Annotated in this window: 13 protein-coding genes; 12 read left to right on the plus strand and 1 reads right to left on the minus strand. The window is 34.2% G+C overall.

Annotated elements, in window-relative coordinates; translation table 11 throughout:
- Nucleotides 1-117: 117 nt before the first annotated feature.
- A complete protein-coding gene (locus tag ACKGJY_RS07755; protein ID WP_413973304.1) occupies nt 118-453 on the minus strand; it encodes a winged helix-turn-helix transcriptional regulator in 336 nt (111 codons plus the stop codon).
- Between the two features lie 114 nt (nt 454-567).
- Between ACKGJY_RS07755 and ACKGJY_RS07760 the strand changes: the two genes are divergently transcribed.
- The 12 genes from ACKGJY_RS07760 (at nt 568) to ACKGJY_RS07815 (ending at nt 15351) form a co-directional block, all read left to right on the plus strand.
- Entirely contained in the window at nt 568-1242 is a 675-nt protein-coding gene (locus tag ACKGJY_RS07760) for an NAD(P)H-dependent oxidoreductase (RefSeq protein ID WP_413973305.1), read from the plus strand.
- A gap of 137 nt (nt 1243-1379) precedes the next feature.
- A complete protein-coding gene (ade, locus tag ACKGJY_RS07765) occupies nt 1380-2999 on the plus strand; it encodes an adenine deaminase (protein ID WP_413973306.1) in 1620 nt (539 codons plus the stop codon).
- Between the two features lie 43 nt (nt 3000-3042).
- Nucleotides 3043-4005, plus strand: a complete 963-nt coding sequence (locus tag ACKGJY_RS07770) for a YheT family hydrolase (RefSeq protein WP_413973307.1) — start codon at nt 3043-3045, stop codon at nt 4003-4005.
- Nucleotides 4006-4090: 85 nt separating this feature from the next.
- A complete protein-coding gene (locus ACKGJY_RS07775) occupies nt 4091-4552 on the plus strand; it encodes a (2Fe-2S)-binding protein (protein WP_413973308.1) in 462 nt (153 codons plus the stop codon).
- A gap of 18 nt (nt 4553-4570) precedes the next feature.
- Nucleotides 4571-6778 (plus strand): molybdopterin cofactor-binding domain-containing protein, encoded by a 2208-nt coding sequence (locus ACKGJY_RS07780; protein ID WP_413973309.1) that lies wholly within the window; start codon nt 4571-4573, stop codon nt 6776-6778.
- A complete protein-coding gene (locus tag ACKGJY_RS07785; protein WP_413973310.1) occupies nt 6771-7172 on the plus strand; it encodes a hypothetical protein in 402 nt (133 codons plus the stop codon). Before ACKGJY_RS07780 ends, ACKGJY_RS07785 begins: the two co-directional genes overlap by 8 nt.
- Nucleotides 7173-7194: 22 nt before the next feature.
- Nucleotides 7195-8211 carry an XdhC family protein gene (locus ACKGJY_RS07790; protein WP_413973311.1) on the plus strand — a complete coding sequence of 339 codons (1017 nt, stop codon included), beginning with the start codon at nt 7195-7197 and terminating at the stop codon, nt 8209-8211.
- A gap of 3 nt (nt 8212-8214) precedes the next feature.
- Nucleotides 8215-8823, plus strand: a complete 609-nt coding sequence (locus ACKGJY_RS07795; protein ID WP_413973312.1) for a nucleotidyltransferase family protein — start codon at nt 8215-8217, stop codon at nt 8821-8823.
- Between the two features lie 40 nt (nt 8824-8863).
- Entirely contained in the window at nt 8864-11158 is a 2295-nt protein-coding gene (locus ACKGJY_RS07800; RefSeq protein ID WP_413973313.1) for an FdhF/YdeP family oxidoreductase, read from the plus strand.
- A gap of 156 nt (nt 11159-11314) precedes the next feature.
- On the plus strand, nt 11315-13831 hold the full coding sequence (gene nirB, locus ACKGJY_RS07805; RefSeq protein WP_413973314.1) for a nitrite reductase large subunit NirB: 2517 nt from the start codon (nt 11315-11317) through the stop codon (nt 13829-13831).
- Between the two features lie 248 nt (nt 13832-14079).
- On the plus strand, nt 14080-14457 hold the full coding sequence (gene nirD, locus ACKGJY_RS07810) for a nitrite reductase small subunit NirD (RefSeq protein WP_413973315.1): 378 nt from the start codon (nt 14080-14082) through the stop codon (nt 14455-14457).
- Nucleotides 14458-14766: 309 nt separating this feature from the next.
- On the plus strand, nt 14767-15351 hold the full coding sequence (locus tag ACKGJY_RS07815) for a DUF4202 domain-containing protein (protein WP_413973316.1): 585 nt from the start codon (nt 14767-14769) through the stop codon (nt 15349-15351).
- The last annotated feature ends 12 nt before the right edge of the window (nt 15352-15363 follow it).

A 15363-nucleotide genomic window follows, 5' to 3' on the forward strand; every position in this document is an offset into this window, starting at 1 on the left:
TTAATGGTTTGCTTTAAAATTTATTAAATTGAAAGTGAAATAATTATGAAATTCACATCTTTAATGTAGTTTGAATTGTGAATGACTTAAGTGTTTTATAGTGTAACTTTAAAAACATTATTTTATGTGGGTTTCAATAACAAGTTCCCCCCAATCTATAATAGATTTAATTAAAGGGATAACAGTCTTACCAAATTCAGTTAACTTATATTCTACTTTTAAAGGCGGTTTAGACGTATAGACTTTACGTTCAATCAAGCCATCGTTTTCTAAAGTTTTTAACTGTAAACTTAAGGTGCGCTCAGTAACCGATGGGATTTCTTTTCGCAATTCATTATAGCGCAAGGTTTTATCTATCAAATGATATAAGATAACCGTTTTCCACTTGCCACCAATAATACCCATGGTTAAGCTGGTACAACATGGGTAGGTTTTACCTTTAAAAGTATACATAACTTAAGTTTTTAATAATACTATTTACAACTATCATTTATGACCGTTATTGCAAAGATAAAATACTATACTTAAGTTTGCAACTATAAAAAGTATAGTAAAAAAAACATAAATATGAATTCACCTAATATTTCAAAAGAAGACATTTTAAAGGCCTTTAATTTTAGACACGCTACAAAAGAGTTTGATGCAACTAAAAAACTATCTAAAGCTGATATCGATTTTATTTTAAAAACAGCTAATTTATCACCTAGTTCTTTCGGTTTTGAGCCTTGGCATTTTATTGTGTTGCAAGACCAAGAGTTACGCGAATTATTAAAGCCAGTAGCTTGGGGAGCACCTGTAAAATTAGATACTGCAAGCCATTTTATTTTAGGTTTAAGTATGAAAGCACCAATGATTAAATGGGATGCAGATTATATTATGCACATGATGAAAGATGTAAAACAATTTCCTGAAGATGTCATAGAAATGTATTCTGGTTTTTATAAAAACTTTCAAGACTCAGATTTTGATTTGGATACCGATAAAAAATTATTCGATTGGGCTTCTAAACAAACCTACATTGCTCTAGCAAATATGATGACTGCTGCTGCATTGCATGGTATTGATAGTTGCCCGATAGAAGGTTTTCATCAAGAAAAAACCGAAGCTTTATTACAGGATAAATTTGATGTTGATACTACTAAATACGGATTGTCTTATATGGTAGCATTTGGCCATAGAAAAGCAGACCCAGAACATCCTAAAACTAGACGAAACATTGAAGACGTTGTAACTTGGAAATAACTTTAATTAATTTTAAAAATAAGATTTAAGCAAAAAGAATCAAACTTAATGTTTGGTTCTTTTTGCTTTTTTTAAGTAAAATAAAGCACGTAAATTCGTTGTTTATAATACTTAGCATAGAATTTAGATTTTTTATAATGACGCTACAAGGAAATATAGTAGATATACATAATAAGCGCATTTATAAAGGTGAAATCACTTTTATAAATGGTAAAATAGCAGCTATAGTTGAAAAAGAACATGATGTGAATCATTATATTTTACCTGGTTTTGTAGATGCTCATATCCATATTGAAAGCTCTATGCTAGTGCCTTCTGAATTTGCAAGAATAGCTGTGAAACATGGAACAGTTGCTACAATTTCAGACCCACATGAAATTGCTAATGTTTTAGGAGTTGCAGGTGTGGAGTTTATGATAGAAAACGGAAAGCAAGTGCCATTAAAATTTAATTTTGGAGCGCCATCTTGTGTGCCAGCTACCAATTTTGAATCTGCTGGAGCTACTATCGATTCTGAAGCTATTAAAACACTATTAGAAAATCCAGACATCAAATACCTTGCAGAAATGATGAATTATCCTGGGGTTATTTTTGATGATGAAGAAGTGCTCAAAAAGATAGCTTGGGCAAAACAATATAATAAGCCTGTTGATGGTCATGCGCCAGGTGTAATAGGTGATGATATTTCAAAATACATCAATGCAGGAATTTCTACAGATCATGAATGTTTTACCTATGATGAAGCTTTAGAGAAACTTCAGAAAGGCATGAAGATTTTGATTAGAGAAGGAAGTGCTGCCAAAAACTTTGAGGCTTTAATCGATTTGTTGCCAGAACATTTTGAAAATATGATGTTTTGTAGTGATGATAAACACCCAGACGATTTAATTTTAGGACATATCAATCAATTATGCGCTAGAGCGGTTGCTAAAGGAATTGATGTTTTTAAAGTACTGCAAGTAGCTTGTGTTAATCCTGTAAAACATTATAATTTAAATGTTGGGGTATTACATGAAGGAGACGATGCTGACTTTATAGTTGTTGAAGATTTAATAGATTTTAAAACGCTTCAAACCTACATTAATGGTAAATTAGTGTTTGATAATGGCGAATCTTTAATAGAATCAATTTCATTTAAGAACCTAAATAATTTTAATTGTGATACGAAAGTGGTTTCAGATTTTAAATTTGAATCGACTGCCAAAGAAATACGCGTTATAGAAGCTTTAGAAGGGCAATTAGTAACCAATGAACTAATAGAAAAAGCTACGATTGAAAACGGTAATCTGGTTTCAAATATCGAAAACGATATTCTGAAAATAACTGTTGTGAACCGCTATCAAAATCAAAAACCAGCCATAGCATTTATAAAAAACTTTGGATTAAAAGAAGGCGCCATTGCATCGTCCGTAGGTCACGATTCTCATAATATTATTGCCGTAGGCGTTTCAGATGCAGCTATTTGTAAAGCCGTTAATCTCATTATAGAAAACAAAGGTGGTATTTGTGCGCTGTCTAATTCAAAAGAAAAAATTATTTCACTTCCCGTTGCAGGTATTATGAGTGATAAAGATGCTGAGACCATCGGACATCAATATGCGAAATTAGATAAGATGGCGAAATCTTTAGGTTGTGCATTAAATGCGCCTTACATGACTTTATCGTTTATGGCATTACTAGTAATTCCTGCATTAAAATTAAGTGATAAAGGGGTGTTTAATGGAAAAGATTTTAAATTTGTACCACTTGAATTATAATCGGAAACAACTGAAAACTGAGACTGCAACTGTCAACTAAAATATGCCAATACTAGAATCAACCTACAAACCACCTTTCTTTTTTAAAAACGGTTTTATAGCAACGGTATATTCAGGATTATTCCGAAGCGTTAGTCTAAAACAAGACCGAGAAAGAATCACCTTAAGCGATGGTGATTTTTTAGATTTAGATTGGAGTTATTCAAAAGAAAAATCGAAAGCACTGATCATTTTATTGCATGGTTTGGAAGGTCATGGACAACGTCCTTACATGACTGGCACCGCTAAACATTTTAATACTAATGGAATAGATGCTATTTGTGTTAATTTTAGAGGCTGTAGTGGAGAAAATAATTTGTATTATCGCAGTTATCATTCGGGGTTTACAGACGATTTGCAGGCTGTGATTCAACATGCTATTTCTAAAAAAGGCTACACTAAAATTTATTTAAAAGGCATTAGTTTAGGTGCTAATATTATTTTAAAATATTTAGGTGAACATTCAAATATTCCAGAAGAAGTAAAAGCCGGTGTAGCAGTTTCTGTACCTGTAGATTTACATGGCTCCTGTAAAGAATTACACAAACTTAAAAATAAGCCGTTTCACGACAGATTTTTAAAAGATTTGGTAACACATCTTAAAGAAAAACAATTACGCTTTCCTAATGAATTAAGTTTAAACGCGGTGAAAAATATCAAAACTCTAATAGAGTTTGATAATGTTTACACCTCAAAAGCGCATGGATTTAAAGATGCTTTAGATTATTATGAGAAATGCAGTAGCTTACAGTTTTTACCAAATATTAAAATTCCTGCTTTAATTATCAATGCCTTAAATGATTCGTTTCTATCTCCAGAATGTTATCCAGTTAAGGAAGCGAAACAAACCCCCGATGTATATTTAGAAATGCCAAACCATGGCGGACACGCTGGGTTTATTGCTAAAAATAATTTATACTACAACGAAATACGTGCTTTAGAGTTTTGCTCTAAATTTTCAAAATAGTTTTTTTTTAGTTAATCGATTGTTAAAAATTGGTAGACTTTGGTTACTCACCTTTATTTTTATATCTTTTTTGAAAAATTAAAATATGCCAACATTCAGTTTAAAAATTAATGGAAAACAGCATACTGTTGATGTAGATGCTGATACACCTCTTTTGTGGGTGCTTCGCGATCATATTAATCTTGTAGGTACTAAATTTGGATGTGGTATTGGGCAATGCGGCGCCTGTACAATTCATGTAGCTGGTAGTGCCACGCGTAGTTGTTTAATAAAAGTATCGCAAGCAGCATACATGGATATTACCACTATTGAGGGACTTTCAGAAGATGGAGAGCACCCAGTGCAACAAGCTTGGAAAGAAATAGACGTACCACAATGTGGTTACTGTCAAGCAGGACAAATTATGACGGCTTCGGCGTTTTTAAATGAAAACCCTAATCCGTCAAACGAAGAAATAAGAAGTGCTATGGATGGAAATATCTGTAGATGCGCATCATACAACAGTATTGAAGAAGCGGTGAAAGTGGCTTCAGAAAAAATAAGTTAATCCAATAATACTAAGAACATGAAACATACATTTAGTAGAAGGTCATTCTTAAAAACATCTGCACTTGCAAGTGGTGGTATTTTAATTGGGTTTAATCTTTTTAATTCGTGCAAATCTGATGTTAAAATGCCAGTAGATTTAAGTGCGCTTAACTACAAGGATTTTAACGCTTATATTAAAATATCTCCCGAAGGTAAAGTTACTATTTATTCTGTAAATCCAGAAATAGGGCAAGGGGTAAAAACATCTATGCCTATGATAATTGCAGAGGAATTGGATGTACCGTGGGAAGATGTTTATGTTGTGCAAGCACCATTGGATACAGAGAATTATAGCAACCAAGTAGCTGGTGGAAGTCAATCTATTAGAAGAAGTTGGCAGCCATTGCGCGAAACTGGGGCTACCGCAAAACAAATGCTAGTGAATGCTGCTGCTGCACAATGGGGTGTTGCTGCTAATACGTGTAGCGCGAAAGCTGGAGTTATTACAAATACTAAAGGAGAAACGCTAGGATATGGCGATGTTGTAGAAGCTGCCGCAATTTTGGAGGTGCCGGAAGAAGTAGAGCTAAAAGATCCTAAAGATTTTACCATTATAGGAAAAGGAAAGGGCAATGTAGATATTGAAAAAATTACAACAGGAAAACCACTTTTTGGACTAGATTATAAAGAGGAAGGTATGGTGTATGCATCGGTATTACGTCCACCTGCATTTGGGCAAATATTAGAATCTTATGATGCATCTGAAGCTAAAGCAATGGCTGGAGTTATTGATGTGATTACTATTGGTGAAAAGGCGAGAACTATTTTGGGTAAAAATAAACCTAACTGGAGTGTAAAGTTAAGTACAACAGATAAAGTGGTGATTATTGGAAAAACAACGTGGGATGTTATTAAAGCTAAAAAAGCAATAACGGCCACTTGGAAAACCAACTCTAATTTAGAAAGTTCTGAAGATCACGATGAAAAGTTATTGAACATATTAAATGGAAATACTCTTAAAACAAGGCGTAAAGATGGTAATGTAAAAAAGGCCTTTGCCAATGCCGATAAAGTTTTAGAACGTGTTTATGAGTCTACATTCCTACCGCATAATACCATGGAACCTATGAATTTTTTCGCAAATGTTACCCCTGAAAAGGTGCATTTAGTAGGTCCAACGCAAACACCAGAGGCTGCTGAAGGTGCAGTAGCTGCTATGTTGGGAAGACCTGTTGAAGATATTCATGTAGATCTTACAAGAATGGGTGGTGGCTTTGGAAGACGTTTATATAATGATTATGTGTTGGAAGCAGTTGAAATTTCAGATGCTATAAAGAAACCTGTGAAAATGATTTCCACACGGGAAGATGATATGACAACAGGTGTGTACAGACCAGCTAGTAAATATAAAATTGCAGCTTCTATAAAAGATGGAAACCTTACGGGGTATCATTTAAAAGAAGCCTGTGTAAATGGAAATATGTACGGATTAATCCCTAATTTTTTCCCAGCTGGTGCTCTTGATAATTATCAAGTAGATAGCGCGCGATTAAAAAGTAATATTACCGTTGGTGCTTGGAGAGCGCCTTACACTAATTTTTTAGCAACAGCAGAACAAAGTTTTTTTGATGAATTAGCCGAAGAGTTGGGTGTAGATCGGGTAAAATTGCACATGGATTTATTGGAAAATGTAAAAAACAATCCAGATCCTAAAATAGAGTATAGTCCAGATCGCTTACAAGGTGTTTTAAAAAAAGTAGTAGAAACATCTAATTGGGGAAATACAGCTGATGGTGTGTATCAGGGATTATCTATATATTATTGTCATAATACACATGTTGCCGAAGTAGCAGATGTTGTTATGGAAAACGGTGTTCCTGTTATCAAAAAGGTAACATGTGCCGTAGATTGTGGGATAGTGGTTAACCCTTTAGGCGCTATGAATCAAGCCAAAGGCGGTGTTTTAGATGGTATTGGTCATGCTATGTATGCCGATTTTAGTTTTAAAGATGGTGTGCCATCAGCTAATAATTTTAATAGTTATCAATTGATACGTATGTCTCAAACACCAAAAGTAGATGTACATTTTATTGAAAGTGATATTGCTCCAACAGGATTAGGTGAGCCTACATTACCACCAGTAGGCGCTGCAGTTGCTAATGCTATTTATAAAGCTACAGGTACTCGTTTAACTAAATTTCCATTCATTAACAATATTAATCAAAATAAGAATATTGTTGGATAATGTGATAGTGTATATGAAGTATGGTGTTTTTTTTCTGTTTTTTTTACTATATACCTGTTCTGAGGTATCTAAAAAAGAAGATTTTGAAAACCAAATAGAGCAATATTATAAAGCTACCATGTATAATCCTGATTCATACAAATTAGTTGGTTCAACTATTAAAGAAGGGGTTGTATTTCATGAAGCGAATAAAGAATTTTTGAAATCGCTTAGGGGTAAAAATTATGATAAATCAATAAATGATAGTTTGATAAAAGTACGTTTAGAAAACCAACATCAAGTATTCTTCAAAATAGCAGCAAAAAACGCAGTAGGTGTGCGGGTTCAAAATATTATTTCAGGTTATTTTATTGATGGTGAATTGGAATATGTTAATGAAAAAAAAGTAAATTAATATCACTGTTATTATTAACTAAATGACACACGAATTTAAACATATCATACAAGAAGCTATAAAAGCCAGAGTAAACGGATTAAAATCTGTTTTAGCTTCTGTGGTAGATTTAGAGGGTTCATCTTACAGGAGACCAGGAGTGCGAATGCTTATTTTGGAAAATGGTGTAATGGTAGGTGCGGTAAGTGGCGGTTGTGTAGAAAAAGAAGTGGTGCTACAAGCACAATCTGTATTTAAAACTGGAACATCAAAAATGATGACTTATGATGGCAGATACCGTTTAGGTTGTGAAGGTGTATTATATATTTTATTAGAAGAGGTTACGTTTGAAAAACCTTTTGAAATTGCTTTTTTTAGATGTTTGAATGATAGAATAGCGTTTGAAGTTATTTCAAATTATGAAAAATCTGAAGGTGTTTTTAAAGGGATTGGTTCTCATGTTATACTTGGAGAAACTAGTTTTACCATATCTAATGTGAATTCTGAATTAACGAATGGTTTAACGTTTCAGCAAACCATGCCACCATGTTTTAAATTGATGATTATTGGTGCAGAACATGATGCGGTGCAATTGTGTAAATATGCAGATTTAACAGGATGGGAAGTGACTATTATAGCAGGTGTTTCAGAGGCTAAAACTGTAAACTATTTTAAAGGTGCAAATAACCTTTTAGCCACTACGCCTGAAGATTTAGATATTTCGTCTATCGATACCCAAACAGCAGTGGTATTAATGACACACAATTTTGCCTATGATTTACGTTTTCTTGTTGCATTAGCGCAAACAAAACCAAATTATATAGGGTTGTTAGGACCAACAAAGCGTCGTGAAGATTTATTATCTCAATTGATAGAATATTGTCCAAACGTATCAGATGAATTTTTAGAATCCATCCATGGGCCAGCAGGTTTAGATATTGGCTCAGAAACACCACAAGAAATTGCAATATCTATAGTTTCAGAGATTTTGGCGGTAACTAGAAATCGTAATGCAAAACCACTCAATCAAAAGACTGGTCGTATTCACCAGAAACAATAACAATTGTCTTCAACTCCAAATATATCAATAGCAATTCTTGCAGCTGGTGCTTCTAAGCGAATGGGAAGTCCTAAACAACTATTAAAATGGAAAGACAGTACCTTATTAAAACACGCTATAAAAACATGTAAAAATACTTTGGTAAAAGATGTTATCGTAGTATTAGGTGCTAACTGTCAAGTTATTGCTTCAGAAATTAAAGACGAAATGATTACCGTAATTACAAATACATCATGGGAATTAGGCCTTGGGAAATCTATTGGATTTGCAGCAGAATATGTGTCAACTTCAAAAGAAAATAGCGATGGTCTTATGATTGTATTAGCAGATCAGCCTTATGTAACATCGTCATTTTTAAATATAATGATAGAAGCCTTCAATGGGACTAGTAAAGGCATTATTGCAACAGCGTATAAAGCTGACAAAAAAGGCGTTCCAGCACTGTTTCATAAAAAGTATTTAATGGAATTAGCTCAACTGTCTGGTGATGATGGTGCAAAATCAATATTAAAAAAATACAGCTCATCGGTAAGTGTTATTATTCCAGATTTTGAGAATATTGATATTGATACACCTCAAGATTATCAACAAGTAAGTAAACCTTCAGCATAGATATTACTTAAATTTTTAATATTTATTATATCTTCGAAGCATGAGTAAATCGCCAATAGATAAAGCCTTAACACCAGAAAAACTTGAGAGTTTAAAAATAAAATCTCCATCTACAAATTCTGCTGGAATTGGAGGAATAAAAGCTGCTTTAAATCATGCAAATACATACATGAATGCAGCTGATGCCTTAAAGGTGTCTTTAAAAATGAATCAAAAAGGGGGTTTTGATTGCCCGGGTTGTGCATGGCCAGATCCAGATGATGAGCGTTCGTCTTTAGGCGAATATTGCGAGAATGGATTGAAGGCCATGGCAGAAGAAATGCAAAATAAACTGATTAATCGCGAGTTTTTTGCAGCACATTCTGTGGATGAATTAGCAGTATTATCAGATTTTGAAATTGGTAAATCTGGGAGACTGGCAGAGCCTATGTATTTGCCTGAAGGTGAAACACATTATCAACCTATTTCTTGGGAAACTGCTTTTAATAAAGTAGGTAAACATCTAAACGCATTAGATAACCCTGACGAGGCTGTATTTTATACTTCTGGAAGAACAACAAACGAAGCTGCGTTTTTATACCAATTATTTGTTCGTGAATTTGGTACTTCAAACTTGCCAGATTGCTCTAATATGTGTCATGAGGCTAGTGGTAGTGCATTATCTGAAACTTTAGGTATTGGTAAAGGTTCAGTAGTTTTAGATGATTTGTACAAAGCAGAATTGGTTATGGTTGTAGGTCAAAACCCTGCAACAAATCATCCAAGAATGTTATCTGCTTTAGAAAAAACAAAACAAAACGGTGGTAAAATTATAGCCATTAATCCATTACCAGAAGCGGGGTTAATGAAATTTACCGATCCCCAGAACCCCATAAAAATGCTTACTGGCGGCACAAAGCTTTCTGATGTTTTTGTACCGATAAGTATAAATGGTGATGTTGCATTTTTTAAAGCATTGTTGTTGAAATTGATAGAAAAAGAAGAAGAAATAGGAAATGTATTTGATAAAGTTTTTATTGAAGAATATACTAACGGACTTGATGGATTTATTTCAGATTTAAAAACATATAATTTTGAAGATTGCTTGAGAGCCTCAGGCGTTTCAAGGGAAATTTTTGATGACGTTTTTAATCTTATTTTAAATAAAAATAAGATTATTATTTGTTGGGCTATGGGTTTAACACAGCACGAAAATGCAGTGGATAATATTCGAGAATTGGTTAACTTATTATTACTAAAAGGCAGTATTGGTAAAGAAGGTGCTGGCACATGCCCTGTACGTGGACACTCAAACGTGCAAGGTGATAGAACCGTTGGTATTTGGGAAGCAGCACCACAAGCGTTTTTAGATAAAATTGAAGCTAAATATGGATTTAAACCATCGCCAAAACATGGGTATAGTGTTATTGAATCTATAAAAGCCATGTATGAAAAGAAGGCTAAAGTATTTTTTGGACTGGGTGGCAATTTTATTTCTGCAGTTCCTGATACAGCCTATTCTGCTCAAGCTTTAGCTAATTGTAATTTAACGGTACATGTGAGCACAAAATTAAATCGGTCTCACCTAGTTACGGGAAAAGAAGCCTTGATTTTCCCATGTTTAGGAAGAGCTGAGAAGGATTATCAAAAAACAGGTGTGCAAACCCAAAGTGTTGAGAATTCTATGGGAATAGTACATACTACTAAAGGTATTTTAGAACCCTGTTCTGATGATTTATTAAGTGAAGTTGCTGTAGTTTGCGGTATTGCACACGCTACATTAAAAAACCAATCAAGCATAAATTGGTTAGCGTATAAAGACGATTATAGCTTGGTGCGAGATGATATTGCTGAGGTAGTTAACGGATTTGAAGATTATAATACTAAATTAAAAGAACCCTCAGGTTTTTATTTACCTAATGGCGCTAGAGAACGCCAATTTAAAACCAAAACAGGAAAAGCAAATTTTACAGTCAATAAACTGCCTAATTGGAAATTAAAAGACGGCGAATTAATTATGATGACCATAAGAAGTCACGATCAGTTTAATACTACTATTTATGGTCTGGACGACAGGTATAGAGGCGTATTTAACGGAAGAAGGGTTATTTTTATGAATCGCGAGGATATGAAACTACGTAGTTTGAAAGACCAAGATATGGTGAATTTAAAATCAGAATATAATGGTGTTATTCGAGAAGCTTTTGCATTTAAAGTGGTTGGTTATGATATTCCTAAGAATTGTTGTGCCACATATTTCCCCGAAACTAATGTATTGGTGCCTTTAGATAGTTTTGCCCATACAGCAAAGACTCCAGCATCTAAGAGTGTTAAAATTACTGTTGCGAAACTTTAGTTTTTTTACCAAAAAATCATTATAAATTCACTAATAAGCAATTATTTATATCTCAATTTGAGAAATTGATAATAATAACATGTGTACTTAAATTTATTAAAAAACTTCACTAAAAAATACGTATAAATACTTAGTTTTGTATTCAAATACGTAATTATGAAGCATATCATAGTAGTTGGAAATGGCATGGTAGGTTATAAATTTTGTGAAAAATTTGTAGCTAATGAAGCGAGTAAGAATTTTAAAGTTACTGTTTTTGGTGAAGAACCAAGACCAGCCTATGATAGAGTTCACCTTAGTGAATTTTTTGAAAATCAAGATGCAAAAGCCTTAGAAATGGCACCTGCGTCATGGTATGCTGAAAATGATATTGACTTAATTACAGGTGAGCGTGTTGCTGATATAAACAGAACAAGCAAAACGATTACTACAGCAAAAGATCGTGAGTTTTCTTATGATTACTTAGTGTTAGCCACAGGTTCATCGCCATTTGTGCCACCAATTAAAGGTGTGGAGAAAGAAGGTGTTTTTGTGTATCGAACCATTGAGGACTTAGAGGGTATGCTAGCTTATGCAGCTAAAATAAACTCAGAAAAATCAGGTGGAAGAGCTGCTATTTTAGGTGGTGGTTTATTAGGTTTAGAGGCTGGTAAAGCAGTTTTAGATATGGGCTTAGAGCCACATGTTGTGGAGTTTGCGTCTAAATTAATGCCAAGACAATTAGATAGTAGGAGTTCGCAAGTATTACAGTTAAAATTAGAATCCATAGGTTTAAATATTCATTTAAGTAAAGCGACTAACCAAATTTTGGGCGACGGTAAAATTACGGGGATGGAATTTGGAGAAGATGATGTTTTAGATGTTGATATGCTTATTGTTTCAGCGGGAATTAGACCAAGAGACGAACTCGCTAGAGCATGTGGATTAGATGTTGGTGTTAGAGGCGGTATTGTGGTGGATAACACCATGAAAACCTCAGATGATAGTATTTATGCTATTGGTGAGATAGCGCTATACAACCAAATGATTTATGGTTTGGTTGCACCTGGTTATGATATGGCAGATATAGCTGTACACCAAATACTTGGTAATATTGAAAAGCTTATGCCTGCTGAAATTGATATGTCTACCAAATTAAAATTAATTGGTGTTGATGTAGCCAGTTTTGGTGAGCCATTTATGCCAGCTTCAAAAGGACATTCTATTATTTTTGAAAATAAAACACAGTATTTATATAAACGTATTAATGTAAGTCACGACGGAAAAAAACTGTTAGGCGGTATTCTTGTGGGTGATGCTACAGATTACAGTATGCTGCATCAAGTGTACTTAAACGGAATGGCTATTCCAGAAGATCCTGCACAATTGATATTGCCGGCTAGCGAAGGTGGTGCTTTACTTGGTGATGTTATGGATTTGCCAGATGAAGCGCAAATTTGTTCTTGTGAGAGTGTTACTAAAGGACAGATTTGTGGTGTTATTGAAAATGGAGAAGCTACAGATTTAGCAGGTGTTGTGGGTTGCACAAAAGCTGGTACAGGTTGTGGTGGTTGTAAACCTATGGTTGCAGATTTAACTAATGCAACACTAAAATCTTTAGGGATTGAAGTTAAGGATACGGTTTGTGAGCATTTTGATTATAACCGACAAGATTTATATAAAATTATAGAGGTTAAAGGCTATACTAAATTTAATGAGGTATTAGATAATCACGGAAATGGTGGACATGGTTGTGAGTTGTGTAAACCACTTGTAGCCTCTTTAATGGCAACAATTCATGCCGATACGGCTAATAAGGAATATGCTATCCAGGATTCTAACGATAGATTTTTAGCCAATATTCAACGTAATGGAACTTATTCTGTTGTACCTAGAGTTCCTGGAGGAGAAATAACGCCAGATAAGTTAATAGCGCTGGGGCAAATAGCTAAAAAATACGATTTATATACTAAGGTTACTGGTGGTGTGCGTATCGATTTATTTGGTGCAACACTAAATCAATTGCCTTTAATTTGGAAAGAATTAATTAGTCATGGTTTTGAGAGTGGACATGCTTATGGAAAATCGTTAAGAACGGTGAAAACTTGCGTAGGTTCAACGTGGTGTCGCTACGGAATGGCAGAAAGCGTAAGCTTTGGTATAGAATTAGAAAACCGTTACAGAGGTATTAGAGCACCACATAAAATAAAAGGTGGTGTATCAGGATGTATTAGAGAATGTGCAGAAGCGCGAGGTAAGGATTTTGGATTAATTGCTGTTGAAGGTGGTTGGAATTTATACTTAGGTGGAAACGGAGGTGCCAACCCAAGGCATGCCGAATTATTTGCAGAACAGATTGATAACGAAACCGTAATAAAATATTTGGACAGGTATTTAATGTTTTATATGCGTACAGCAAAACCGTTGCAGCGTACTGCCGCATGGCAAGAGCGTTTAGAAGGGGGACTGGATTACTTAAAAGAGGTGATTATAGATGATAAATTAGGTATTGCGGCAGACTTGGAAACTGAAATGCAAACTTTGGTAAATAAGTTTGAATGTGAGTGGACACAGGCTGTTAACGACCCTGAGATGATGAAACGTTTTAATCATTTTGTGAATAGCGAAGAGGACGATGATAACTTGGTTTTTGTGCCAATGCGCGACCAGAAAATGCCTGAGCCTTGGGCTTAAAATGTTTAATTGTTGAATCGTTTAATTGTTGAATCGTTTAGTGGTTGAATTGTTTAACAATGCTAAGTGCAGGTAAACAAGCTTTGAGTTTAGATTAAAAAAGAACTATAGCAAATATACCCGCGTTAGGGATTGCAGAGGAAAGCCCACAGCCCGACGTAGGAGGTGCGAGGACTTGTAACGAAAAGCCCGACCCCTTGCGGGTAACGCCCAAATAAATAGTATAGATTAGAAATAATATTTTAGTAATGGAAGAAATTTTAGATAAATACAAATCAACTAAATTAGAAGATGTAAAGGTGTGGTTTAAAGCGGCATCGGTTGATAATTTTCCTATAGATGGTGGTGCTTGTGTAAAGTATAAAGATAAGCAAATAGCGGTGTTTAATTTTACAAGAATTGGTAAGTGGTATGCGTGTCAAAATCTGTGTCCGCATAAAATGGAGATGGTGTTGAGTAGAGGTATGATTGGTGATGATAAAGGGTTGCCTAAAGTAGCTTGTCCATTACATAAAAAGACATTTTCATTAGAAAATGGTGAAAACCTTAATGGCGATTTGGATGCGATTGCTACCTATCCTGTAAAGGTTGAAGGTGATTATGTTTATGTTGGTTTTGCGGAGTAAAAATAAAATGCATAACTAAAAAATAAAGTTATATGTGCTAAAGCATGCGGTAATATATGGATATTGGAAACTAATAAGGTTATTAAAATACTGAGACAACTTCCAAATGTTTTATATTACCGTATGCTTTTGTATTTAATTTAGAAAAAGTGTTGCGTTTATTGCAAAACAACAGTTTGTTTTGTTTAATATTTTAATTTAAAAGAATACTAAATTTTGATGCTTTAACAAAATTAGTAACCATAGTATTAAAATAAAAAAAGTAATTGTTTATCTTGCCTTTCACTGATTTAAATTCTAGAATACACTATGAAGCCTACACGTTTTGAAACTGCTATTGCACTTATTGATAAAGCAAATTCTGAAGATATAAACACGTATGAAGTTGCTGGTTTACAGTATGCTAAGGAGCTGTTGTATTCGCAGCGTATGACTAGGAAATTGTTACAGTTTATGCCCGATGCGTCTAAAGCATTACAAATTGCAGCACGCGCACAACATATTTGTAGATGGAAAATTGCAAGGGATGAGTACCCGATGGATCGTGTGGGGTATTTAAAGTGGCGTGAGACTTTAAAAAAAATGCATGCTGATTTAACTGCCGATATTTTGAAACAAGTGGGGTATGATGACCAATTTGTAGATAGAATTAGAAAAATTATTCTTAAGAAATTGATTAAAAAAAACGAAGAATCTCAAGCTTTAGAAGATACCATTTGCTTAGTATTTTTAGATTATTATTTTGAGGAGTTTGCTGCAAAACATCCTGATGAAAAGGTAATTGATATTTTACAAAAAACATGGGTAAAGATGAGTGATGAAGGGCAGCAGGAGGCTTTAAAATTAAACTTTTCTGAGGCATCTTTAGCGTTAGTAAAACAAGCTATTGCGTAATTTTTAACTTTT

The organism is Hyunsoonleella sp. 2307UL5-6 (assembly GCF_047345485.1).
GTDB lineage: Bacteria > Bacteroidota > Bacteroidia > Flavobacteriales > Flavobacteriaceae > Jejuia.

Coding starts and splice junctions, on each gene's coding strand:
- ACKGJY_RS07755 (WP_413973304.1), bottom strand. CDS start 453: ATGTATACTTTTAAAGGTAAAACCTACCCATGTTGTACCAGCTTAACC.
- ACKGJY_RS07760 (WP_413973305.1), top strand. CDS start 568: ATGAATTCACCTAATATTTCAAAAGAAGACATTTTAAAGGCCTTTAAT.
- ade (WP_413973306.1), top strand. CDS start 1,380: ATGACGCTACAAGGAAATATAGTAGATATACATAATAAGCGCATTTAT.
- ACKGJY_RS07770 (WP_413973307.1), top strand. CDS start 3,043: ATGCCAATACTAGAATCAACCTACAAACCACCTTTCTTTTTTAAAAAC.
- ACKGJY_RS07775 (WP_413973308.1), top strand. CDS start 4,091: ATGCCAACATTCAGTTTAAAAATTAATGGAAAACAGCATACTGTTGAT.
- ACKGJY_RS07780 (WP_413973309.1), top strand. CDS start 4,571: ATGAAACATACATTTAGTAGAAGGTCATTCTTAAAAACATCTGCACTT.
- ACKGJY_RS07790 (WP_413973311.1), top strand. CDS start 7,195: ATGACACACGAATTTAAACATATCATACAAGAAGCTATAAAAGCCAGA.
- ACKGJY_RS07800 (WP_413973313.1), top strand. CDS start 8,864: ATGAGTAAATCGCCAATAGATAAAGCCTTAACACCAGAAAAACTTGAG.
- nirB (WP_413973314.1), top strand. CDS start 11,315: ATGAAGCATATCATAGTAGTTGGAAATGGCATGGTAGGTTATAAATTT.
- nirD (WP_413973315.1), top strand. CDS start 14,080: ATGGAAGAAATTTTAGATAAATACAAATCAACTAAATTAGAAGATGTA.
- ACKGJY_RS07815 (WP_413973316.1), top strand. CDS start 14,767: ATGAAGCCTACACGTTTTGAAACTGCTATTGCACTTATTGATAAAGCA.